Raw genomic sequence first — 22,599 nt, forward strand, 5'->3', positions numbered from 1 at the left:
ATAAATGACAGAGGGGCGGCCCGTCGATGACGGACCGCCCCTCTTGTTTCAGACCGGATCGGTCACATCGCCAGGATCAGGCCGGGTCGGTGACGCCAGCGGTGGCCTGGGTTTTCTGGGTTTTGTGGGAGAGCCAGAGGCCGCTCGCCTTCATCAGGTAGCCGAACAGCGCCCCAATCACCAGCGACGGCAGGATCAGCCGCCACTCTCCCGCCGCGCCGAAGGTGGCGCAGCAACCGGCGAAGGTGCCGGGAATGTAGCCGAGCCACTGCTGCTTGGCCTGCACGCACATCAGGGTGGCCACCACCCCGGTCATCAGGTAGCCCGCCACGCCGGCGCCCCACCAGGCGTCGCCATGGATCAGCAGCAGGGCCCACAGCATGCCGCTGGCATTGCACAGCAGGGTCTGCAGCAGCGCCTTGTAGCCGCCGCTGGAGGCAAAATAGCTGGTGCAGCCGAGGAAGCCGACCCAGGAGATGAGGCCGAGGGTAACGGCGACCCAGCCCCAGACGGCGGAGAGGATCCCGGTCGTGATGGCGATGGCGATCAATGGGCTCATGGCGTGACTCTTCAGTAGTGAAATTCGGAAAAAAGGGAGCCTACCCCGCGCAAGAGGGGCGGCAAGCAGGGGCGGGATTGTGTGTGATCCGCATCACTCATTTCAACTCAGGAATACGCTTGCGCTCGCGAAAATATTTCATGGTGAGGCGCTGGCCCCTGCTCCATAGTTAGAGGCCCTGTCCTGCTCATGGAGTGAGTCTGATGGTGCCAAATGTGATCGTTCCCCTGCTGGTGTTCGTAGTGCTGTTTCTGGTCGGAACCATGGCCAAGGCACTGCCCCTCTATCAATTCATGTAATTTTCCGTGAAATAAAACTCGGCCGGGGCGGGTCTTATGATTGTTACCCTCATCGCCCCGGGAGTTTTTCCATGTTGCTCAAGCGCCGCTCTGCCCACCACCTCACCGAACAGGGCGTCACGCCGGAAGCCGTCTATCAGGATCGCCGCCTGATCCTGAAAGGGCTGGGGCTCGGCGCCGCCACCCTGGCGTTTCCGACCCAGGCTGGGGTGCTCGATCTCTTCTCTGGCGACAAGCCGGCGCCGGTCGCGACCCGGGCGCTCAACATCCACGCCGCCGCACGGCCGGAGGGGCTGATCCTCACGCCGGAGGAGAAGGCCACCACCCACAACAATTTCTACGAGCTCGGCACCGACAAGGGGGATCCGGCCCGCAACAGCCACTACCTCAAGCCCGAGCCCTGGACCCTGAAGGTGGAAGGGGAGGTGGCCAAGCCGTTTACCCTGGACGTGTGGGATCTCATCAACAAGAGCACGTTCGAGGAGCGCATCTACCGGCTGCGCTGCGTGGAGGCCTGGTCCATGGTGCTGCCCTGGAGCGGCATCACGCTGGCGGATCTGATCCGCCGGGCCGAGCCCACCAGCCGCGCCAAGTTCGTGGCCTTCGAAACTCTCTATGATCCGGAGCAGTTGCCGGGACAGGCGTCGCGCTCCCTCGGTGGCGGCATCGACTACCCCTATGTCGAGGGGCTGCGCATCGACGAGGCTATGCACCCGCTCTCCTTCCTGGCGATGGGGCTCTACGGCAAGGCGCTGCCGGCCCAGAACGGCGCGCCGATCCGGCTGGTGGTGCCCTGGAAGTACGGCTTCAAGAGCATCAAGAGCATCGTCTCCATCCGGCTGGTGGAGGAGATGCCGCCCACCACCTGGAACCTGCTGGCCCCCAACGAATACGGCTTCTACGCCAACGTCAATCCGGCGGTGGATCACCCGCGCTGGAGTCAGGCCAGCGAGCGCTTCATCGGCGAGGGGGGCATCTTCGGGGCCAAGCGCCAGCCGACCCTGCCATTCAATGGCTATGCTGACGAGGTGGCGTCCCTCTATCAGGGCATGGATCTGCGCAAGTGGTATTGAGACGAGAGGAGCTGACACCATGACTCTGCGACTGACGGCGCGTCACATCACCCTGCTGCGGGCGCTGGTACACCTCGCCTCGCTGGGGTTTCTGCTCTGGCTGCTGGTGGCCGTGCCCGGCGGCCTGCTGGGAGGGGATCCGGTGCAGGGGCTGACCCACTATCTGGGCAAGGGGGCGCTCAACCTGCTGCTGCTCACCCTGCTGGTGTCGCCGCTGGCCAAACGCTGGCGGCAGGGGCAGCTCATCAAGCTGCGTCGCCCGCTCGGGCTTTGGTGCGCGGCCTGGGCCGGTCTGCACTTTATGGTCTGGCTGGGGCTGGATCTGCAGTTCGACTGGGGGCTGATTGGCGGCGAGCTGGTCAAGCGCAGCTACATAGTGGTGGGGATGGTGGCGCTGCTGTTGCTGCTGGCGCTCAGCCTCACCTCGATCCCGGCCCTGCTGCGGCGCATGGGGCCGGTCTGGCAGAAGCTGCACAACTGGATCTACGCGGTGGCCCTGCTGGTGCCGGTGCACTACTGGTGGTCGCTCAAGAGCGGCTGGCAGGAGCCGCTCATCTACCTGCTGCTGGCCTGCGCCCTGCTGGTGCCGCGCCGCGACAAGCTGCTGCGCCCCTGGCGCCGGCTTCGGCCGCAGAAACTGAGGGAGGCATGAGGCAGGCAGGGTGCCGCCCCGACAACCCGCCATAAAAAAGAGGCCTAGTCGGCCTCTTTTTTGATGTCACCAGTATGGGCGTCCACCAGGAGTCGTACCCGCTGCCCCTGGGCATCCAGAGTTTCCACCTCGAATTTGTCCCCTTCCAGCTCCACTTCCCGAATGTCGTGATACCCTTGGGCCACCAGCAGTTTGACCAGCCCGGCCATGTCGAGACGGCTCTCGGCCGCCCAGCCGAGGGTGGAGAAGAGGCAAAGGATCAGCAGGAAACTGCGTCGGATCATATTCATTCCGGATTCATGGCTGGCAGACTATAAACGGCATTATGTTAGGTTTTGGGAGATGAATCATCCATGAATAGAGCCCTGTCTCTGCTTGGGTTGCTGCTGCCGGCACTGGCACAGGCGGCCACGCCGAACGAGGCCTTGCTGCAGCAGGCGGTCAGCGAGGGACGGGTGCGCCCCTTTCATGAGGTGATGGCGGTGGCTTCCCGCCTGCCGGTTCGGGTGCTGCGGGTCGATCTGGGGGAAGAGGACGGCATCTGGCTGTACGAACTCAAGCTGATCGACAGCGAGAACAGCGTCATCAAGGTGGGCTATCGGGCCGACAACCTGGAGATGGTGTGGCTCAAGGGCCATCATCTGGAGCGGCTGTTCGAACCGCGTCCGCCCCCGGAAGAGGAGTGATGGAGTGAGTCCGCGAACGCGCCGCCATCCGGTTCGTTCCCCAACCGCCGCCGGTACCGGCACAACCCTGCTTTGGATACCCATTTATGCGAATTCTGATTGTTGAAGATGAGAAGACCCTGGCGGGCCAGCTGGCGGAACAGCTGCGCCTGTCCGGTTTCGTGACCGACCTCTGCCACGACGGCAACGAGGCCGGCTTTCTCGGCGAGACCGAGCCCTACGACGCCATCATTCTGGATCTCGGTCTGCCGGGCCGCGACGGCCTGAGCGTACTGAAGGAGTGGCGCAGCAAGGGGATCGACACCCCGGTACTGGTGCTGACCGCCCGTGGCCAGCTGCACGAGAAGATCGAGGGGCTCAACGCCGGGGCCGACGACTACCTCACCAAGCCGTTCCAGGTGGCCGAGCTGGTGGCCCGGGTCCATGCCTTGGTGCGGCGGGCGGCGGGCAACGCCAGCTCGATCCTGGAGATCGGCGGGGTGCGGCTCGACATGGCGGCGTCCCAGGTGTGGTACGAAGGCACCCCCATCAAGCTGACCGCCCACGAGTTCCGGGTGCTCGGCTATCTGATGCAGCACAGGGGCAAGGTGGTGTCGCGCAGCGAGCTGATCGATCACATCTACGCTCAGGATTTCGACCGCGACTCCAATACGGTGGAAGTGTTCATCGGCCGGATCCGCAAGAAGACCCACTCCGATCTCATCGAGACGGTGCGCGGCCTTGGCTATCGGATCAACGAATGAGCCGGATCTTGATGCCCTCTTTGGTCGGAGCGGCTGAATGAGGCTGGTGCGCACCCTGCGGGGGCGACTGGTGGTCATCGCCATGGTCTGGTGCGGCCTGTTCCTGTTCGCCACCGGCTTCAGCCTGCAGACCATGATGCGCAACTACTGGCAGGAGGCGGAGGCCGACGGCCTGCGCCTGCAGCTCTACGATCTGCTCTCCCGCCTCGAGATCCAGCCGGATGGCCTGCCGGTGGTCACCGAACCCATGGCCGACCCCCGCTTTCGCCAGCCCTACTCCGGTTACTACTGGCAGCTGGAGCTGGGGGAGAGTGTGGTCAGCCGCTCCCGCTCCCTGTGGGATGTGCACCTCGACGTGCACGGCCTGAAGTCGGCCTTTGGCGATCCGGATCTCTTCGTCGGCAAGGGGCCCAACAAGGAGCCGCTGCTGATCATGACCCGTACCGTGCTGCTGCCCGGTTCGGATCGGGTGTTCACCCTGGTGATGGCCAAGGACAGCAGCGCCCTGACCCAGACCCTGAAGAAGACCCGCATCAGCCTGTTCCTCGGCCTCGGCTTTGCCGCGACCGGGCTGGTGCTCGGCTTCATGTTCCAGATCGTCTACGGCCTGCGGCCGCTGCACCTGTTGCGGCGCGAATTGAGCCGGGTCCATCAGGGCCATCAGGAGGGGTTCCGGCTGCGCTATCCGCTGGAGATCCAGCCGCTGGTGGAGGACATCAACCGGCTGCTGCACCACTACGGTGAGCTGCTGCAGCGGGCCCGCTCCCACACCGGCAACCTGGCCCACGCCCTCAAGACGCCGCTCAGCATCATGCGCAATCAGGTGGCCCAGCTGCCACCGGAGGATCAGGCCGCCCTCGGCGAGCAGCTCGATCAGATCCAGCGCCACATCGATTACCACCTCGGCAAGGCGCGGGTGACCGGCGCCGCCAAGATCCTCGGGGTGTCGACCCCGGTGCGGGCGCGGGTGGAGTACATCTGCCGCGCCTTCTCCCGCCTCTATCCGGGCCGGGAAGTGGACCTGCAGGTGCCGCCCACCCTGGCGGTCGGGGTGGAGGAGCAGGACTTCGACGAGATGGTGGGCAACCTGCTGGAGAACGCCTTCAAGTGGTCGGCCGGCCGGCTGCGCATCTCCAGCGCCGAGCTGGGGGGCTGGATCACCCTGCGCATCGAGGATGACGGTCCCGGCATGAGCGAGGATCAGATCGCCAAGGCGGTGCTGCGCGGGGTGCGCCTCGACGAGAAGGTGCCGGGCTCGGGCCTGGGTCTCAACATCGTCTCCGATCTGGCGGAAGCCTACCGCGGCAGCCTCATCATGGGGCGCGCCGAGCTCGGCGGGCTGGCGGCTTCTCTCTCGTTGCCCAAGGTGGCAAGAGTGGAGAGCTAGGCATAAGATATGGCACCTGTTTTAGCCTGAGGAAGAGAACCATGACCGATGATCCATGGGCACTGTGTCACCTCGACGATTCGTTCGATGCCTCCGTGCTGGGCACCAAGGGGGCCCAGATCCAGTGGTTTGAGGATCGCGACAGCCTGATTGCCTTCCTGCTGGAAGATTTCGTCGACCTGCTGGCCGATGTGGGCGAGCTGGATGAGGATCAGACCGAGCGGGCGCGTGAGCGCTTCACCCTGCTGGTGGAGCAGAGCTTCGACGATCGCGGCCTGATGGACGCCATCAACGATCTCGCCTCCGGCCTGCGCCGCATCGCCTGGCTGGGGCCGCTCTCCGAGCTGGCCGAGCTGAGCGATGACTTCGCCTCCGGCCTGCGCCGCTACTTCTGGAGCCAGTACGACGGGGATGAAGATGACCCGGATGCCTGGGTGCCGGAAGAACTCTGGCCCCAGCTGGTGGAGTGTGCGGAAGAGTATATGGTTGAGGGTGACTTCTGATTCTGAGTCACACCACAAATCGCGATAAGAAAACGGCGCCTTGATGGCGCCGTTTTTGTTGCTCAGTCCTCTGCTCAGGCGTTGGCCGGCACCGCGTGAGCGGTGTTGACCGGGGCCGGGCCCTGGTACTTCTCGATCTGCAGCTGGGCCATGTGACCGCAGTTGCCCTGCGCCAGGCTGGAGGTGCCTTCGTCGAAGGTGAGGCAGTTGACGTTGCCGTTCTTGCACAGGCTCCCCGTCTCGCCCGGTTTGGCCGGATCGAACCAGGCCCCTTCGCACACCCGCACCACCCCGGGGCGGATGTCGGTCGAGAGCAGGGCCCCCACCAGGATCTGGCCGCGGTCGTTGAAGGCCCGCACCAGATCGCCATCCTGGATGCCGCGCGCCTTGGCGTCGTCCGGGTGGATCAGGATCGCCTCGCGATCGGCGATGGCGAACTTGTCCCGCAGCGGGGTGTTGTCGAGCTGGGAGTGCAGCCGCTGGGTCGGGTGGGAGGTGTTGAGCGACAACGGATAGCGGGCCGCCTCTTTGCTCTTGATCCACTCCTTGGGCTCATACCACTTGGGATGGCCAGCGCAGTCGGCATAACCCATGCCGGCCACCGTGCTGGAGAAGATCTCGATCTTGCCGGACGGGGTACCGAGCGGGTTGAGCAGCGGGTTCTCGCGAAAATCGGCGTGACGGATCCACTGGCGGTTCGCCTCGGGCACCGGGAAGCGGATGTAGTTGTTGGACTCCCAGAACATGTTGAACGGCGGCAGCGCCACCCGCGCACCACGGGCCTGGGCGGCCATGCCGTCGTACATCTGCTTGAGCCACAGCATCTCGTCCTTGCCTTCGGTGTACTGCTCCTGCAGGCCCAGCTTGGCGGCGACATCGCGGAAGATGTCGAAGTCGTTGCGCGCCTCGAACTGGGGCGGCACGCACTGGTGCATCGGGAAGACGTAGCGCTGGGAGTAGTCGCCGCCCATCTCCAGATCGTTGCGCTCGTAGCTGGTGGTGGCCGGCAGGACGATGTCGGCGTGCTTGGCGGTGGCGGTCCAGTAGGGCTCGTGCACGATCACGGTCTGCGGTTTGCGCCAGGCCTTGACCAGGTTGTTGGTGTCCTGGTGGTGGTGGAAGGGGTTGCCGCCCGCTACGTAGACCAGCTTGATGTCCGGGTAGGTCACCTTGCGGCCGTTGAAGTCGATGGTCTTGCCGGGGTTGGCCAGACAGTCGGCGATGCGGGCCACCGGGATCGGCGCCGGCCCGTTCTTCGGCGCATTGCCGGCGGAGATGCCCGCCAGGATGCCGCCCTTGGCGGTGGGGCTGCCACCGGAAGAGTAGTGGTAGCTGAAGCCGTAACCGCCACCCGGCAGGCCAATCTGGCCCAGCATGGCGGCCAGGGTGACCAGCATCCAGTTGGGCTGTTCGCCGTGCTGCTGCCGCTGCATGCCCCAGCCCGCCATGATCATGGTGCGCTTGGACGCCATGTCGAGGGCCAGCTGGCGGATCACCTTGGCATCGACGCCGCAGATGGTGCTCGCCCACTCGGCGCTCTTCGGCTGGCCGTCTTCCTGGCCGAGCAGATAGGCGAGGAACTTGTCGAAGCCGGTGGTGTAGCGGTCGAGGAAGGCCTGATCGTGCTTCTGCTCGCTGTAGAGGGTGTGGGCTACCCCCAGCATCATGGCCACGTCGGTGTAGGCGTTCGGCGCAATCCACTCGGCCCCGGCCAGCTTGGCGGTTTCGTTGTAGACAGGGTCGATGCTGATGATGCGGGTACCCTTCTCCTTGAGCGCCTTGAAACCGGCCTGACCTTCGTGATCCGGCATGTTCCAGCTGTTCTTCAGGGTGACCTGGGCGTTGACCCCCCACAGCACCACCAGTTCGGCGTGCTCGATGACGTTGGGCCAGGCGGTCTGCTGCTCATACACCTCGATGGAGCCCATCACGTGGGACATGATCACCTGGGCGGCGCCGGCGGAGTAGTCGCCGGCATAGCCGGTGAAGCCGCCCGCCAGGTTCATCAGGCGGTGCAGCAGGGTACGGCTGTTGTGGAACATGCCGACGCTCTTCCAGCCGTAGGAACCGGCGTGGATCGCCTGCGGGCCGAAGTCGCTCTGTACCCGGCCTATCTCGCCGGCCACCAGGGCAATGGCCTTCTCCCAGCTCACTCGCACCCACTCGTCGGCGCCGCGCAGTTCGGGCTTGGCCCCCGGGCCCTGCTCCAGCCAGCTCTTGCGCACCATGGGGTACTTGATGCGGTTCTTGGCGTGGACCTGGAACGGCGCCATGTCGATGAGATCGTTGGGGGCCGGATCATCGGCCACCGGCTGGACCCGTACCATGCGGCCCTCTTCGACGATGGCCTCGAAAGCCCCCCAGTGGGCGCCGGTCAGGATGCCCTTCTGGGCGGGCACCAGGGTCGGGAACTGTTCAAGCGCCGTGCTGATGGCCTGGGCCAGCGCGCTCTTCGGGAAGACGCCGGCCAGCAGCGGCAGGGCGGCGCAGGCGCCCAGCCCCTTGAGCAGGTTGCGGCGGGAGAGATTGGTTTGCTTATCGGTAAAAAAAGTCATGACGATTTCCTCTGTGCCAGCCTTAGTGCGCCGCGTTCATGTCACTGGCATGTTTCTGGACGTATTGGGTCAACATGCGTGCCTGTTCCGGGGTCAGGGAGGTGCGTGATTCCATCCCCTTGATGACGCCGATCCACTGGTTGGCGTTGAAGTGATCCAGTGCGGTGAGGCCGTGGCAGCCGGTACAGTTGTTGGACATCAGGGTGGAGGCGTACTGCCACAGCTTGCCCTGATCGCCGATGAGCTGGCTCTGATCCACCCAGGCGGTCAGGCTGACCTGATGCCAGGTGAGGTTGGTGGCGCTGTCGGTTTCGCTCTTGCCGGTGGTGAGCTGCGCCTTGGCCTTGTCGCCGAGCAGGGTGCTCAGGATGCGCTTGCCGGGAGCGGCGTAGAACACCTCGCTCACGCCATCCTGCTGCCAGCCGTCGATGCGCACCTGGGCGCGGCCGTTGTCGTTGGCCAGCACTTCCACCTGGGTGGAGGGCATCAGGGTGCCTTCGTCAGTCTTGGCGCCGGCATCCAGATAGAGCGGGGTGGTGGCGATGGCGTAACGGGTGGTGACGCTGACCGGGGTCTGGGCGGCGGCTTGCGCCAGCTCGCTGGCACCGGCGGCGGCCAGGCCGCTCATGTCGGGCATGATGTGGGCGACGCCGCGATGGCAGTCGATGCAGGTCTGGCCCTCCTTGATGGCGACCGGGTGCTCGGCACGGGCGTTGGGGCGCTGGGCCAGGATGTCCATCGCCGTGTAGCTGTGGCAGCTGCGGCAGGTGGCGGAGTCGTTGGCCTTCAGCTCGTCCCACACCGACTGCGCCATGCGCAGCTTGTGAGCCTCGTATTTCTCAGGGGTGTCGAGGGTGCCGATCGCCTCGTGATAGATGTCCTTCACGGCGCGGATCTTGGTCCACAGATAGGAGGTGGGATCACCCGGAATGTGGCAGTCGGCGCACTCGGCGCGGATGCCCTTCACGTTCTGGAAGTGGACGCTGCCCTGATACTCTGCCAGCGGGGTCTGCATGGAGTGACAGGAGACGCAGAACTCGGTGGAGCTGGTCTTGTGCATGACGGTCACCGTGACCCCCAGCGCTGCAACGCCCAAGAGGGCTCCAAGCAGCAGTAGCCAGAACCAGGTTTTTCTCAACAATTTTCCAAGCATGACGGCGTTTTCCTACGATCAAATATTACCAATATAGTAGTATCCATGGAGAGGTAGTTGATTGACCTCTATCATGATTTATATTTTGTATTGTTATTTTAAATGCAGTTATTATTTTGTAATTTATCATTTAATTGAATTTAATTTAACTTCCTGCGATTTTACCGTCTTTTTTGTCCTCGTTTGAAGCATGGTCAGCCTGGGCCTGCCATCCACGCCCTGGCGGTGTTGTGCACCCGCCTGCCACCCCCTCTCAGTCGCTCCTGCCTCGGCAAGGGTCTGTCGCCTCGCGCCCGCGGAGGGCTTGGGCTTTGCCCGGGCCCCGTTATATACTGTTCGCATATACAGTGTTCAGGTGTTTGCCATGCGACTCTTCATCGCCGAGAAGCCCAGTCTGGGACGTGCCATTGCCGACGTGCTGCCCAAGCCCCACAAGAAGGGGGACGGTTTTATCGAAACCGCGCAGGGGGATGTGGTGACCTGGTGCATCGGCCATTTGCTGGAGCAGGCCGAGCCCGATGCCTATGACGCCGCCTACAAGCAGTGGCGCATGGAGTCGCTGCCCATAGTCCCGGCCCAGTGGCAGCTGGTGGCCAAGCCGAAGACCAAGACCCAGCTCACCGTCATCAAGCGGCTGCTCAAGCAGGCCGACTGCGTGGTCAACGCCGGTGACCCGGACCGGGAGGGGCAGCTGCTGGTGGACGAGGTGATCGATTTTCTCGGCTACGGCAAAACCAGGCCGGTGCTGCGCTGTCTCATCAGCGATCTCAACCCGCCGGCGGTGCGGCGTGCCCTCGACAAGCTCAGAGACAACAAGGAGTTCGTGCCGCTGGCGGTGTCGGCGCTGGCCCGCAGCCGGGCCGACTGGCTCTACGGCATCAACATGACCCGCGCCTATACCCTGCTTGGCCGCAAGGGGGGTTGCAGCGAGCTGCTGTCGGTCGGCCGGGTACAGACGCCGCTGCTGGGGCTGGTGGTACGGCGGGATCTCGAGATAGAAGCCTTCGTGCCCAAACCCTTCTTCGAGGTGCTGGCCCATCTACAGACCGAAGGCAACGAGCGTTTCAGCGCCAAGTGGTTGCCCTCCGAGGCCTGTCTGCCCTGGCAGGACGAGGAGGGGCGAGTGCTCAACCGGGCGCTGGCCGCCAAGGTGGTGGAGCGGATCCAGGGCCAACCCGCACTGGTGGAAGAGGTGGAGGAGCAGGCCCGCAAGCAGGCGGCGCCGCTGCCCTACAACCTCTCCAGCCTGCAGATCGATGCCGCCAAGCGGTTCGGCATGGACGCCAAGCGGGTGCTGGACGTCTGCCAGGGGCTCTACGAGCGCCACAAGCTGATTACCTACCCGCGATCCGACAGCCGTCATCTGCCGAGCGATCACTTCAACCGGGCCGGCCAGGTGCGGGAGGCCATCGCCAGCACGGCGCCGGCGCTGGCCAAGGCGGTGAGCGAGGCGGACGGCAAGATCCGCAGCAAGGCGTGGAACGACAGCAAGGTGGATGCCCACCACGCCATCATCCCCACCGAAAAGCAGGGCAACCCGGCCACGCTGGGGGCTGACGAGGCGAAGCTTTACGGCCTGATTGCCCGTCAGTACCTGCTGCAGTTCTACCCGCCGTTCGAGTACAACGACAGCAAGGTACTGCTGCGCATCGCCGGCGGCCTGTTTCAGGCCAAGGCGCGGCGGATCCTCAAGGCGGGCTGGAAGGCGCTGCTCGGGGTGGAGGAAGATGATGAAGAGGAGGCGGGGACCCTGCCGGCCCTGCGCAAGGGTGAGCAACTGCTGTGCGAGCGGGGGGAGCTGCAGGAGAAGATGACCCAGCCGCCCAAGTCGTTCACCGATGCCACCCTGCTGGCGGCCATGACCGGCATCGCCCGCTATGTGCAGGATCCCGAGATCCGCAAGACCCTGCGCGAGACCGACGGCCTCGGCACCGAGGCGACCCGGGCGGGCATCATCGATCTGCTGTTCAAGCGCCGTTTTCTGGTGCGCCAGGGCAAGAGCATCAAGGCGACCCCGACCGGGCGGGCTCTCATTCAGGCGCTGCCTGCCACGGCGACCACCCCTGACATGACGGCACTGTGGGAACAGCATCTCGGCCGGATTGCCGAGCGGCAGACGAGCTATCAGCACTTCATGGGGCCGCTGACCGAGCAGTTGAACGGCCTGATCGACGGCGCCAGACAGGATTCGGGGGCCAGCTTCAGCGCCCTACCCAAGGCGGCGCCCGGAGCCGACAAGCGCCGCTTCACCCGTCGCAAGAGTGGTTCTGCATCAGCTAAAAAGAACAATAAAAAAATGTCATCAACTCCAGCCAAGCCAATAGGACGTGAGCTGGTAGCAAGATGGGAGAAAATGGCGAAGTAATTGCTTATGAGATTGTGATAAGTGAAAAGAGCGGTCATTAGCCGCCCTTTTCACTGCGTGTTATTAACCCGTATAAACCCCTTCTTCCGGATACTTGATGCGGGTCTCGCTCGGGCGGGCCAGCATAAAGGCCAGGGTCAGCGGGCCGAGACGGCCGCAGATCATCACCAGCACCAGGATCAGCTTGCCCGGTTCACTCAGACCGGCGGTGATGCCGGTGGAGAGCCCCACGGTGGCAAACGCCGAGATGGTCTCGAACATGATCTTGTCGAAGGATTGCTGCTCGGTGAGCATCAGCAGGAACATGGCCAGCATCAGCACCATGGTGCTGACGATGATGATGGCCAGCGAGCGGGTCACTATCTGGGGTGACAGGGTGCGGCCGAAGGCGGTGACATGGGGGCGCTTGGTCAGAAACGCCTTGGTCGCCAGCAGCACCACCGCGAAGGTGGTCACCTTGATACCGCCCCCGGTGGAGGTGGCGCCGGCCCCGACAAACATCAGCATCATCATGAACAGCAGGGAGGCGGGCACCATCTGGCCGATGTCGATGGAGTTGAAGCCGGCGGTACGGGCGCTGGTGGACTGGAAGAAGGCCGCCAGCCACTGACCGCCGAAGGAGGCCTTGCCGAGGGTGCCCGGGTTGTTGTGCTCCAGCAGCCAGAACATCAGGGTACCCAGCAGCAGCAGGCCCGGGGTCATGATCAGCATCAGCTTGCTGTGCAGCTTGAGCCTGCGCCAGCGGCGGTTGCGCACCAGGTCGACGATGACGGTGAAGCCGATCCCCCCCAGAATGATCAGCGCGGCTATGGTCAGGCTGATGATGGGGTCATCCCGGTAGTCCATCAAGTTGTTGGCGAACAGCGAGAAGCCGGCGTTGTTGAAGGCCGAGACCGCGTGGAAGAAGCTGACGTAGAGGCCGCGCTCCCAGCCCATTTCGGGCACCCAGCGTATCGCCATCAGGCCGGTGCCGATCAGCTGGGCGATGAAGGCGAACAGCACGATCCGCTTCACCAGCTGGATGATGTTGACCGACCCCTCCTGGCCCAGCGCCTCCTTGGCCAGCACCTGCTGGCGCAGACCGACCCGCTTGCTGAACATGGCGATCAGCAGCAGGGTCATGGTCATCTGACCGAGGCCGCCAATCTCCATCAGCATCAGCAAAAAGATCTGCCCCTGCAGGGTGAAGGCGGTGCCGGTATCCACCACCCCGAGCCCGGTCACGCTGATGGCCGAGGTGGCGGTGAACAGGGCGTTGATGAAGCTCACTTCGCCGTTATGGCTGGAGGGCTGCACCAGAAACAGAGTGCCGACCAGCAGAATGATCAGGAAGCTGCCGAGGATCAGCTTGGCTTCGCTCCAGCGCGACTCGTCGTCCCGGTGCAGGGCGAAGGCGTAGTTGCTACGCCAGCGGGTCATAGGGTTTCCAGCCAGTGGTCGATGGCGTGCTTGTTGCCTGCCAGGATCAGGATGTCACCCAGTTGCAGCTCCATCTTGCCGGTCAGCACGTTGTGCAGCACCTGGCCGCGCTTGATGGCCAGCAGTTGCAGTTCGGTCTGCTGCAGCAGATGCAGGTCGGCGAGGGTGCGGCCATTTTGCGGCAAACCGATGACGAACTCGGTCAGCACCATATCGTGGCCCAGCTCCAGATAGTCGAACAACCGGTTGTCCAGCATGCTCTGGGCGACCCGGCGGCCCATGTCCCACTCCGGGTTGATCACCTTGTCGGCACCCACCTTCTGCAGGATCTTGGCGTGGAACTTGTCGCGCGCCTTGACCCACACCTTCTTCACGCCGGCTTCCTTGAGGACGAGGGTGGTGAGGATGCTGGTCTCGAGGTTGTCACCGATGGCAACGAAGACGATGTCGAAGTCGGCCAGCCCCAGCTCGGCCACCGTGGCCTCGTCGGTGGCATCGGCGACGATGACGTGGTTGCAGAGGGTGGCTATCTGACGGGTCTTGCTCTCGTCGATGTCTATCGCCAGCACCTCGGCATCCTGCCGTTGCAGCTCTTCACACAGGGCGCTGCCAAACAGTCCCAGGCCGATGACGGCAAATTGGTTGTTCATGAGTACTTCCTCAAGCGTCGGAGCCGGATACTCTACTCCTGCGGCATGAGTCCGAAAAGGGGGGCGGATTTTTCGTCCGGCGGCAATATAAGGTAGACTGCCCGCTTGCCATTGTCGGGACACGCAGATGAAACTCACCCCTTACGCCTCCTTGTTGACGCTCAACACCCTCGCCCTCGATGCCCATTGCCGCTGGCTGGCCGAAGTGGAACGGATCGACGATCTGCCGCAACTGGTGGCCAACCCCGAGCTGGCCGGCCTGCCGCGGCTGGTGCTGGGCGGTGGCAGCAACGTGCTGTTTTGCGATGACTTCGCCGGTGTCGTAGTGCTCAACCGGCTCAAGGGGATAACGCTGCACGACGAGGGGGATCACTGGTTGCTGCACGTGGCGGCCGGCGAGAACTGGCATGAACTGGTGTGCCATAGCCTGCAGCAGGGCTGGTTCGGGCTCGAGAACCTGGCGCTGATCCCGGGCACGGTCGGGGCCGCCCCGGTGCAGAATATCGGTGCCTACGGGGTCGAGCTGGCCAGCGTCTGCGCCTATGTGGAGGCGTTCAACTGGCAGAGCGGCCAACTGGAGCGCATCGAGGCGGCCGACTGCGGCTTCGGCTATCGCGACAGCATCTTCAAGCACGCCTGTCAGGACAGCCACTTCATCACCGCCGTCGGGCTGCGCCTCGCCAAGGCCTGGCAGCCGGTGGCGGGTTATGGCCCGCTGGCCGCGCTCGGTGAGCAGCCCACGGCGCAGGCAATCTTCGATACCGTCTGCGCCACCCGCATGGCCAAGCTGCCGGATCCGGCCGTGCTCGGCAATGCCGGCAGCTTCTTCAAGAACCCCGTGGTGACGGCGGTGCAGGCCGACCAGCTCAAGCAGCAATATCCGCACATGCCCTGTTACCCGACCGCTGACGGGCAGGCCAAACTGGCCGCGGGCTGGCTCATCGATCAGTGCGGCCTCAAGGGGTTTGCCATCGGCCGCGCCGCCGTGCATCAGGAGCAGGCCCTGGTGCTGGTCAACCTGGGCGGTGCCAGCGCCATGGAGCTGATCGCCCTGGCGGCTCACGTACGCGACAGCGTGGAGCAGAAGTTCGGCGTGCTGCTGGAACACGAGGTGCGTTTCATGGGGCGCAGCGGTGAAACCTGGCTCGACGAGGTGCTCTCATGACCCTGACCCCCATCAGACAGACCCTGATCACCCTGCTCAGCGACGGCCAGTTTCACTCCGGTGAACAGCTGGGTGAGCAGCTCGGCATCAGTCGGGCGGCGGTCAGCAAGCACATGGCTGCGCTCAAGGAGCTGGGGCTGGACTTGTTCAGCCTGACCGGCAAGGGTTATCGGCTGGCGGTGCCGATGGCGCTCTATGACGAGGCACAGCTGCAGGGGTTGGCACCCATGGCGCCGGTACACTGCTTTCCGGTCATCGACTCCACCAACCAGTACCTGCTGGAGCGGGTCAATCAGCTGAGCTCCGGCGAGAGCTGCCTGGCCGAGTGCCAGACCGCCGGTCGTGGCCGCCGCGGCAAGCCCTGGGTCTCCCCCTTCGGTTGCCAGTTGATCCTCAGCATGTACTGGCGGCTCGAGCAGGGCATGGCGGCCGCCATGGGACTGAGCCTGGCGGTCGGCGTGGCTGTGGTGCAGGCGCTGGAATCCCTCGGCTATCCGGGGGTGGAGCTGAAATGGCCCAACGACCTCTATTATCAGGGCCGCAAACTGGCGGGCATTCTGGTGGAGATGAGCGGCAGTGCCGGTGCCAGCTGTCATCTGGTGATCGGGGTTGGCCTCAATCTGGCGATGCCGAGCCGGGAGGGGGAGCGGATCGATCAGGCCTGGTCCGAACTGCGCCACATCCAGCCGGAACTGGTGGATCGCAATCTGCTGGCCGGCCGGGTGCTCGACCACCTGCAGCAGGCCATGCTCACCTTCGAACAGAGTGGTCTCGCCAGCTTCGTGGCGGACTGGAACCGGCTCGACCACTTCGCCGGCCGGCCGGTGCGGCTGCTGATGGGCGAGCAGGAGATCCGCGGCGTGGCGCGCGGCATCGATGATCGCGGCGCCCTGCGGCTGGAGACCGCAGAGGGGATCAAGTTCTACCTGGGTGGCGAGATCTCCCTGCGCCGGGGCGACTGAAGGCGGTGGCGATCGTCATGAATAGAAGAGGGGGCCTGCGGGCCCCCTCTTCATTGTGATTCGTGTTGGTAGCCGCTACTTGCGCAGCTTGATCTGCTCGATGGCATGCTCGTTGCCCTTGGTCAGGATCAGGTTGGCCCGTTCCCTGGTCGGCAGGATGTTCTCTTTCAAATTCAGATAGTTGATATCTTGCCAGATGTTGTTGGCAATCTTGGTCGCTTCACTCTCCGCCAGCTTGGCGTAGTGGTGGAAGTAGGAGTCGGGATCCGAGAAGGCGCCGCTGCGGAACTTGAGGAAGCGCTCGATATACCAGGTGCGCAGCAGCTCGGCCTCGGCATCCACATAGATGGAGAAGTCGACGAAATCGGAGACGAAGACCCGGTGAGGCTCCTGCGGATAATCCATGCCGCTCTGCAGTACATTGAGCCCTTCGAGGATCAGGATGTCCGGCTGCTCCACCACCTTCTTCTCGTCAGGGATGATGTCGTAGATAAGGTGGGAGTAGACCGGCGCCTCGACTTTTTCGTGGCCGGCGCGGATGTTGGCGACAAATTCCACCAGATGACGGATGTCGTAGGATTCCGGGAAGCCCTTGCGGCGCATCAGGCCGCGCTCTTCCAGCACCTTGTTGGGATAGAGAAAGCCGTCGGTGGTGACCAGCTCCACCCGCGGGTGCTCCGGCCAGCGTTCCAGCAACGCCTGCATGATGCGCGCCGTGGTGCTCTTGCCGCCCGCCACGCTGCCGGCGATGCTGATGATGTAGGTACCCTTGCCGCGGGACTGACCGAGAAACTGTTCCAGTACCCGGCTGCGGCGCTGCTTGGCCTTGACGTAGAGGTTGAGCAGGCGGGAGAGGGGCAGGTAGATCTCTTCCACCTCCTGCAATGACACCTTTTCATTGATCCCGCGCAGGGTCTGCAGATCGTGCTCGGTCAGGGTCAAAGGGACCGAGTCGCGCAATAACGCCCATTGTTCGCGGGTGAATTGCAGATAGGGGTTATGCTCTGTCGTCATGGTGTCATCACTGTTTCTTGGGCAGGGCGACCATACACCAAGGGGTGGGGAGCGACAAGAGAAGCGACGGTTTCGAGCGGAGAGTGAGTCCTTTTTTGCCTGGTTCCCGGCAATAATGCACATTTTGCAAGGCGCAATGGTTGCATCCCCAAAATGCTTACCATAAAATGCGCGACGCTTAGATGTCTGTCGTCTATTTGCTCGGCAAAAGCGATAAAACAACGGGTGCAAGCAGAATTACCGTTGTGGCATTTATGTAGCGGAGGGGTTCCCGAGCGGCCAAAGGGATCAGACTGTAAATCTGACGGCTCTGCCTTCGAAGGTTCGAATCCTTCTCCCTCCACCATATTTCTCTGCGGTTTGAGTTCTTTGGGTTAGAGAAATGCGGGCATCGTATAATGGCTATTACCTCAGCCTTCCAAGCTGATGATGCGGGTTCGATTCCCGCTGCCCGCTCCAAGATGCTGATACGGCTCAGGCGATAGCAGAGCCACACCTTAGGGTGAGTTCGGCAATCGAACCTGCCTGTCAGCACCAGCCTCTCTTCCCCACCAGATTCAAATCCATCATATAAACTGTTCTGTGGTTAGCTTGCCACCGCGTACTCAGCGTTAGTTTAGAGGGACGATCATGTCTAAAGAAAAATTTGAGCGTAATAAACCGCACGTTAACGTGGGTACCATCGGCCACGTTGACCACGGTAAAACCACCCTGACTGCCGCTATCACCAACGTGCTGGCCAAGCACTTCGGTGGTAAGGCTTTCGCCTTCGACCAGATCGACAAGGCACCGGAAGAGCGTGAGCGTGGTATCACCATCAACACCTCCCACGTAGAATACGACACCGCTACCCGTCACTACGCGCACGTAGACTGCCCGGGTCACGCCGACTACGTTAAAAACATGATCACCGGTGCTGCCCAGATGGACGGCGCGATCCTGGTAGTAGCAGCGACTGACGGCCCGATGCCGCAGACTCGTGAGCACATCCTGCTGGGTCGTCAGGTAGGCGTTCCGTACATCATCGTGTTCATGAACAAGTGTGACATGGTAGATGACGAAGAGCTGCTGGAACTGGTCGAGATGGAAGTTCGCGAACTGCTGTCCGAGTACGACTTCCCGGGTGATGACCTGCCGGTAGTCCGTGGTTCCGCACTGAAAGCGCTGGAAGGCGAAGCTCAGTGGGAAGAGAAGATCCTGGAACTGGCTGGCCACCTGGACACCTACATTCCGGAGCCGGAGCGTGCTATCGACCTGCCGTTCCTGATGCCTATCGAAGACGTATTCTCTATCGCTGGCCGTGGTACCGTAGTTACCGGTCGTGTAGAGCGCGGTATCGTCAAAGTTGGTGAAGAAGTGGAAATCGTTGGTATCAAAGATACCACCAAGACCACCTGTACCGGTGTTGAAATGTTCCGCAAGCTGCTGGACGAAGGTCGTGCAGGCGAGAACATCGGTGCACTGCTGCGTGGCGTGAAGCGTGAAGACGTAGAGCGTGGTCAGGTACTGGCCAAGCCGGGCACCATCAAGCCGCACACCAAGTTTGAATCTGAAGTGTACGTGCTGTCCAAAGAAGAAGGTGGTCGTCATACCCCGTTCTTCAAAGGCTACCGTCCGCAGTTCTACTTCCGTACTACCGACGTGACCGGTACCATCGAACTGCCGGAAGGCGTAGAGATGGTAATGCCGGGTGACAACATCAAGATGGTTGTTACCCTGATTGCGCCGATCGCGATGGACGACGGCCTGCGTTTCGCCATCCGTGAAGGTGGCCGTACCGTAGGTGCTGGTGTTGTAGCTAAAGTTATCGCTTAATCTTTGGCTTACATAAATAAAGCAAAGCCCCTATAATAGGGGCTTTCTTATGCAGGGGCGTAGTTCGAATTGGTAGAACAGCGGTCTCCAAAACCGATGGTTGCGGGTTCGAGTCCTGCCGCCCCTGCCATATACCTCGTCTCGTACGGGGCTTTTGTGTCTTTGGTTACGTCAGATACAGGTGGGTTGTATGAGTGTTAGTTCTGAGAGCCAGGGCGGAAGCAAGGATACCCTGCTTTGGGGCCTGGTTTTCATTATCCTGGCGGCCGCTGTAGTGGGTAATTACCTGCTCAACGATGTCGTCGCTGCCGTCCGCGCCCTGGGTGTGGTCGTTGTCATTGCTGCTGCCGGTGCAGTAGCCCTGCAAACCACCAAGGGAAAGGCGACACTGGCATTTGCCCGTGAGTCTCGCCTGGAAGTCCGCAAGGTCGTATGGCCGACCCGCCAGGAAGCCATTCAGACAACCCTGATTGTGCTGGCGGTGACTGCCGTGATGGGGCTGTTGCTGTTCATTCTGGACGGTGCCTTGGTCTGGTTGGTCAACCTGATTACCGGTGTGTAAGGATAAGCCATGACTGAACAACGTGAACAACGTATGAGATGGTATGTGGTGCAGGCGTTTTCCGGCTATGAAGGCCGTGTTGCCAAATCCCTGCGTGAACATATCAAGATGCATGGCATGGAAGACATGTTCGGTGAAGTGCTGGTCCCGACCGAAGAAGTGGTCGAGATGCGCGCTGGCCAGAAGCGCAAGAGTGAGCGCAAGTTTTTCCCGGGCTACGTCCTGGTTCAGATGATCATGGATGAGACCACATGGCACCTGGTACGCAACGTACCGCGCGTCATGGGCTTCATTGGTGGCACCTCTGATCGTCCTGCTCCTATCTCTGATAAAGAAGCGGATGCCATCCTCAATCGTCTGCAAGATGCCCACGACAAGCCGCGTCCGAAAACCCTGTTTGAACCGGGCGAAATGGTGCGGGTTGCCGATGGTCCGTTCGCCGACTTCAACGGTACCGTTGAAGAGGTGGACTACGAAAAGAGCCGCGTGAAGGTCTCCGTTTTGATCTTCGGTCGTTCTACACCGGTAGAGCTGGATTTTGGTCAGGTCGAAAAGGGCTGATTAAACTCTGTTCGTTAACGGTTGTCAGGGGCAGCGAATGTCATTATAATTCGCTGCCCCTTTATTAGTTGGGGAGCCGTTTGCAGGAGCATGTCTCCGAGGCGTTAGAACCCATTTCTGAGGTATTTTTGTAATGGCTAAGAAAGTCACAGCTTATATCAAGCTGCAAGTTAAGGCTGGCAGTGCTAACCCCAGCCCTCCCGTTGGTCCTGCTCTGGGTCAGCACGGTGTGAACATCATGGAATTCTGTAAGGCGTTCAACGCCCGTACAGAAAAGCTGGAAAAAGGTTCACCGACTCCGGTCGTGATCACCGTTTACAGCGACCGTTCCTTCACCTTCGAAACCAAGACTCCGCCCGCTGCCTTCCTGCTGAAGAAAGCTGCTGGTATCCAGTCTGGTTCTGCCAAGCCGAACAAAGACAAGGTTGGTAAGGTGACTGTGGCTCAGCTGCAAGAAATCGCCAAGACCAAAGAGCCGGATATGACCGGTGCCGATCTGGATGCAAAAGTACGTTGCATCGCCGGCTCCGCTCGTTCCATGGGCCTGGTAGTGGAGGATTAAGACAATGGCAAAACTTTCCAAGCGTATGCGCGTTATTCGCGAAAAAGTTGACGGAACCAAAGAGTACTCCATCAACGAAGCCATTGCCCTGCTGAAAGAACTGGCTACTGCCAAGTTCGTTGAAAGCGTTGACGTTGCCGTTAACCTGGGTATCGATGCTCGTAAATCCGACCAAAACGTACGTGGTGCAACTGTACTGCCGCACGGTACCGGTCGTGAAGTACGCGTAGCCGTATTCACCCAAGGTGCCAACGCCGAAGCTGCCAAAGCTGCCGGTGCTGAACTGGTTGGTATGGACGAGCTGGCCGATCTGGTCAAGAAAGGCGAGATGAACTTCGACGTAGTTATCGCATCCCCGGATGCCATGCGCGTTGTTGGTCAGCTGGGTCAAATCCTGGGCCCGCGCGGCCTGATGCCGAACCCGAAAGTTGGTACTGTAACTCCTAACGTTGCCGAAGCCGTCAAGAACGCCAAGGCTGGTCAGGTCCGTTACCGTAACGACAAGAACGGTATCATTCATACCACTCTGGGCAAGGTTTCTTTCAACGAAGTTCAGCTGAAAGAAAACTTGGAAGCTCTGCTGGTTGCCCTGAAAAAGGCCAAGCCGTCTTCCGCCAAGGGTGTATTCATCAAGAAAGTCAGCATCTCCACCACCATGGGTGCCGGTGTTGCCGTAGACCAAGCTTCTCTGGAAGCTCAGGCCTAATTGATGGATTTTACAAGGCGCAAAATTTAATCTATAATTTTGCGCCTTGATTGGTTGGGGGTTTCGACCTCCGTCCAAGACCGCAGGTGGCTGCAAGGCCTTAATCCTTCCTGCGTAGACGGTGCCGGAAACCCAGCGAGAAAGATTTCTTTCTCTTCTGGAATCCTGCTACCGCATCGTTCCCCTCTGTTGTAAAGGTAGGGGGGATGTGTCAGTACTGGGTCAAACTAGACCCGGATTCAATCCAGGAGTTAAGCCAATGGCATTGGGACTCGAAGACAAAAAGGCAATTGTTGCTGAAGTCAACGAAGCTGCCAAAGGCGCTCTTTCTGCAGTTGTAGCCGACTCTCGCGGTGTGACTGTAGAGAAGATGACCAGCCTGCGTAAATCTGCTCGCGAAGCCGGTGTGTACATGCGCGTTGTGCGTAACACCCTGCTGCGTCGCGCAGTTGAAGGTACCGAATTCGGTTGCCTGAACGACGTATTGTCTGGTCCTACCTTGATTGCTTTCTCTAACGAACACCCGGGCGCTGCCGCTCGTCTGTTCAAAGAGTTTGCCAAAGCGAACCAAAAGTTCGAAATCAAGGCTGGCGCTTTTAACGGTGAGTTTATCGCCGCAGCACAAATTGATCGTCTGGCCACGCTGCCGACCTACGACGAAGCAATTGCGAAGTTGATGGCTACCATGAAGGAAGCCTCTGCTGGCAAGCTGGTTCGTACCATCGCTGCTGTGCGTGATCAGAAGCAAGCTGCTGCTTGATTCTCGCCTATTTAGGCTGTTTGAGTTTATTCAACATCAGGAATTTTTGTCATGTCTATCACTAAAGACCAAATTATCGAAGCCGTTGCTTCCATGTCCGTAATGGAAGTTGTTGAGCTGATCGAAGCTATGGAAGAGAAGTTCGGTGTTTCTGCCGCTGTTGCTGTTGCTGCCGGTCCGGCCGCTGAAGCAGTAGAAGAGAAGACCGAGTTCGACGTAGTTCTGACTGCTGCCGGTGCCAACAAAGTTGCCGTCATCAAAGCCGTTCGTGGCGCCACCGGTCTGGGCCTGAAAGAAGCCAAAGACCTGGTAGAAGCTGCTCCGGCTAACCTGAAAGAAGCCGTCTCCAAAGACGAAGCTGAAGCTCTGAAGAAAGAGCTGGAAGCTGCCGGTGCTTCTGTTGAGATCAAATAATCTGCATTTATGTAGATTAGCCTGATAAAACAGG

At 61.4% G+C, this 22,599-nt stretch carries 23 protein-coding genes and 3 tRNA genes; 19 read left to right on the forward strand and 7 right to left on the reverse strand.

Features of this window, described 5'->3' with window-relative positions:
• Positions 1 to 76: 76 nt before the first annotated feature.
• A complete protein-coding gene (locus R2E40_RS01385; RefSeq protein WP_011707721.1) occupies positions 77 to 559 on the reverse strand; it encodes a DUF1097 domain-containing protein in 483 nt (160 codons plus the stop codon).
• A gap of 370 nt (positions 560 to 929) precedes the next feature.
• On the opposite strand from R2E40_RS01385, the gene msrP reads away from it, so the two are divergent.
• Together msrP and msrQ are read left to right on the forward strand one after the other, a co-directional pair.
• Positions 930 to 1,931 carry a protein-methionine-sulfoxide reductase catalytic subunit MsrP gene (gene msrP / locus R2E40_RS01390; RefSeq protein WP_318164588.1) on the forward strand — a complete coding sequence of 334 codons (1,002 nt, stop codon included), beginning with the start codon at positions 930 to 932 and terminating at the stop codon, positions 1,929 to 1,931.
• A 19-nt stretch (positions 1,932 to 1,950) separates the two neighbouring features.
• A complete protein-coding gene (msrQ, locus tag R2E40_RS01395) occupies positions 1,951 to 2,583 on the forward strand; it encodes a protein-methionine-sulfoxide reductase heme-binding subunit MsrQ (protein WP_166464287.1) in 633 nt (210 codons plus the stop codon).
• Between the two features lie 44 nt (positions 2,584 to 2,627).
• Here the strand turns inward: msrQ and R2E40_RS01400 are convergent, their stop codons facing one another.
• On the reverse strand, positions 2,628 to 2,873 hold the full coding sequence (locus tag R2E40_RS01400; RefSeq protein WP_010635834.1) for a PepSY domain-containing protein: 246 nt from the start codon (positions 2,871 to 2,873) through the stop codon (positions 2,628 to 2,630).
• 63 nt (positions 2,874 to 2,936) lie between these two features.
• Between R2E40_RS01400 and R2E40_RS01405 the strand changes: the two genes are divergently transcribed.
• The 4 genes from R2E40_RS01405 (at position 2,937) to R2E40_RS01420 (ending at position 5,902) form a co-directional block, all read left to right on the forward strand.
• Positions 2,937 to 3,269 (forward strand): hypothetical protein, encoded by a 333-nt coding sequence (locus R2E40_RS01405; protein ID WP_318164589.1) that lies wholly within the window; start codon positions 2,937 to 2,939, stop codon positions 3,267 to 3,269.
• A gap of 86 nt (positions 3,270 to 3,355) precedes the next feature.
• Positions 3,356 to 4,012: a response regulator transcription factor gene (locus tag R2E40_RS01410; protein WP_011707717.1), complete on the forward strand. Its 657-nt coding sequence runs from the start codon at positions 3,356 to 3,358 to the stop codon at positions 4,010 to 4,012.
• Between the two features lie 37 nt (positions 4,013 to 4,049).
• Complete coding sequence (locus R2E40_RS01415; RefSeq protein ID WP_168755809.1) at positions 4,050 to 5,399, forward strand: sensor histidine kinase; 1,350 nt, start codon at positions 4,050 to 4,052, stop codon at positions 5,397 to 5,399.
• 41 nt (positions 5,400 to 5,440) lie between these two features.
• Positions 5,441 to 5,902: a hypothetical protein gene (locus R2E40_RS01420; RefSeq protein WP_010635837.1), complete on the forward strand. Its 462-nt coding sequence runs from the start codon at positions 5,441 to 5,443 to the stop codon at positions 5,900 to 5,902.
• 74 nt (positions 5,903 to 5,976) lie between these two features.
• Here R2E40_RS01420 and torA read toward each other — a convergent pair whose 3' ends face one another.
• Positions 5,977 to 8,457 carry a trimethylamine-N-oxide reductase TorA gene (torA, locus tag R2E40_RS01425; protein WP_318164590.1) on the reverse strand — a complete coding sequence of 827 codons (2,481 nt, stop codon included), beginning with the start codon at positions 8,455 to 8,457 and terminating at the stop codon, positions 5,977 to 5,979.
• A gap of 22 nt (positions 8,458 to 8,479) precedes the next feature.
• A complete protein-coding gene (locus tag R2E40_RS01430; RefSeq protein ID WP_318164591.1) occupies positions 8,480 to 9,610 on the reverse strand; it encodes a NapC/NirT family cytochrome c in 1,131 nt (376 codons plus the stop codon).
• 364 nt (positions 9,611 to 9,974) lie between these two features.
• Between R2E40_RS01430 and R2E40_RS01435 the strand changes: the two genes are divergently transcribed.
• The gene (locus R2E40_RS01435; protein WP_318164592.1) at positions 9,975 to 11,975 is read left to right on the forward strand and encodes a DNA topoisomerase III; all 2,001 of its coding nucleotides are present in this window, start codon (positions 9,975 to 9,977) and stop codon (positions 11,973 to 11,975) included.
• 63 nt (positions 11,976 to 12,038) lie between these two features.
• On the opposite strand, the gene R2E40_RS01440 is transcribed toward R2E40_RS01435, so the two are convergent.
• Both R2E40_RS01440 and R2E40_RS01445 read right to left on the reverse strand, forming a co-directional pair.
• Complete coding sequence (locus tag R2E40_RS01440; protein WP_318164593.1) at positions 12,039 to 13,394, reverse strand: TrkH family potassium uptake protein; 1,356 nt, start codon at positions 13,392 to 13,394, stop codon at positions 12,039 to 12,041.
• Positions 13,391 to 14,044 carry a potassium channel family protein gene (locus tag R2E40_RS01445; protein WP_011707709.1) on the reverse strand — a complete coding sequence of 218 codons (654 nt, stop codon included), beginning with the start codon at positions 14,042 to 14,044 and terminating at the stop codon, positions 13,391 to 13,393. The genes R2E40_RS01440 and R2E40_RS01445 overlap by 4 nt, the downstream gene beginning before the upstream one ends.
• Before the next feature lie 127 nt (positions 14,045 to 14,171).
• Between R2E40_RS01445 and murB the strand changes: the two genes are divergently transcribed.
• Both murB and birA read left to right on the forward strand, forming a co-directional pair.
• A complete protein-coding gene (gene murB, locus R2E40_RS01450) occupies positions 14,172 to 15,209 on the forward strand; it encodes a UDP-N-acetylmuramate dehydrogenase (protein ID WP_318164594.1) in 1,038 nt (345 codons plus the stop codon).
• A complete protein-coding gene (birA, locus tag R2E40_RS01455; RefSeq protein ID WP_043165447.1) occupies positions 15,206 to 16,171 on the forward strand; it encodes a bifunctional biotin--[acetyl-CoA-carboxylase] ligase/biotin operon repressor BirA in 966 nt (321 codons plus the stop codon). The genes murB and birA overlap by 4 nt, the downstream gene beginning before the upstream one ends.
• Positions 16,172 to 16,246: 75 nt before the next feature.
• Here birA and coaA read toward each other — a convergent pair whose 3' ends face one another.
• Positions 16,247 to 17,185: a type I pantothenate kinase gene (gene coaA / locus R2E40_RS01460; RefSeq protein ID WP_011707706.1), complete on the reverse strand. Its 939-nt coding sequence runs from the start codon at positions 17,183 to 17,185 to the stop codon at positions 16,247 to 16,249.
• A 261-nt stretch (positions 17,186 to 17,446) separates the two neighbouring features.
• Between coaA and R2E40_RS01465 the strand changes: the two genes are divergently transcribed.
• The 10 genes from R2E40_RS01465 to rplL all read left to right on the forward strand — a co-directional run bounded on the left by R2E40_RS01465 (position 17,447) and on the right by rplL (position 22,565).
• A tRNA-Tyr gene (locus R2E40_RS01465) sits at positions 17,447 to 17,531 on the forward strand.
• Between the two features lie 38 nt (positions 17,532 to 17,569).
• Positions 17,570 to 17,644: transfer RNA gene (locus R2E40_RS01470), tRNA-Gly, on the forward strand.
• Between the two features lie 171 nt (positions 17,645 to 17,815).
• A complete protein-coding gene (gene tuf / locus R2E40_RS01475; protein WP_011707694.1) occupies positions 17,816 to 19,000 on the forward strand; it encodes an elongation factor Tu in 1,185 nt (394 codons plus the stop codon).
• 53 nt (positions 19,001 to 19,053) lie between these two features.
• Positions 19,054 to 19,130, forward strand: a tRNA-Trp gene (locus R2E40_RS01480).
• A 60-nt stretch (positions 19,131 to 19,190) separates the two neighbouring features.
• A complete protein-coding gene (secE, locus tag R2E40_RS01485) occupies positions 19,191 to 19,562 on the forward strand; it encodes a preprotein translocase subunit SecE (RefSeq protein ID WP_011707705.1) in 372 nt (123 codons plus the stop codon).
• A 33-nt stretch (positions 19,563 to 19,595) separates the two neighbouring features.
• On the forward strand, positions 19,596 to 20,123 hold the full coding sequence (nusG, locus tag R2E40_RS01490; protein ID WP_019840195.1) for a transcription termination/antitermination protein NusG: 528 nt from the start codon (positions 19,596 to 19,598) through the stop codon (positions 20,121 to 20,123).
• A gap of 133 nt (positions 20,124 to 20,256) precedes the next feature.
• Complete coding sequence (gene rplK, locus R2E40_RS01495) at positions 20,257 to 20,685, forward strand: 50S ribosomal protein L11 (protein WP_005318556.1); 429 nt, start codon at positions 20,257 to 20,259, stop codon at positions 20,683 to 20,685.
• 4 nt (positions 20,686 to 20,689) lie between these two features.
• Positions 20,690 to 21,391 (forward strand): 50S ribosomal protein L1, encoded by a 702-nt coding sequence (gene rplA, locus R2E40_RS01500; RefSeq protein ID WP_016352266.1) that lies wholly within the window; start codon positions 20,690 to 20,692, stop codon positions 21,389 to 21,391.
• A gap of 259 nt (positions 21,392 to 21,650) precedes the next feature.
• Positions 21,651 to 22,151, forward strand: coding sequence for a 50S ribosomal protein L10 (gene rplJ / locus R2E40_RS01505; protein WP_016352265.1), 501 nt, complete (start codon positions 21,651 to 21,653; stop codon positions 22,149 to 22,151).
• A 51-nt stretch (positions 22,152 to 22,202) separates the two neighbouring features.
• Positions 22,203 to 22,565, forward strand: a complete 363-nt coding sequence (gene rplL, locus R2E40_RS01510; RefSeq protein ID WP_005341840.1) for a 50S ribosomal protein L7/L12 — start codon at positions 22,203 to 22,205, stop codon at positions 22,563 to 22,565.
• Positions 22,566 to 22,599: the final 34 nt, after the last annotated feature.

This window comes from Aeromonas sp. CD, from assembly GCF_033349375.1.
Lineage (GTDB): Bacteria > Pseudomonadota > Gammaproteobacteria > Enterobacterales > Aeromonadaceae > Aeromonas > Aeromonas hydrophila.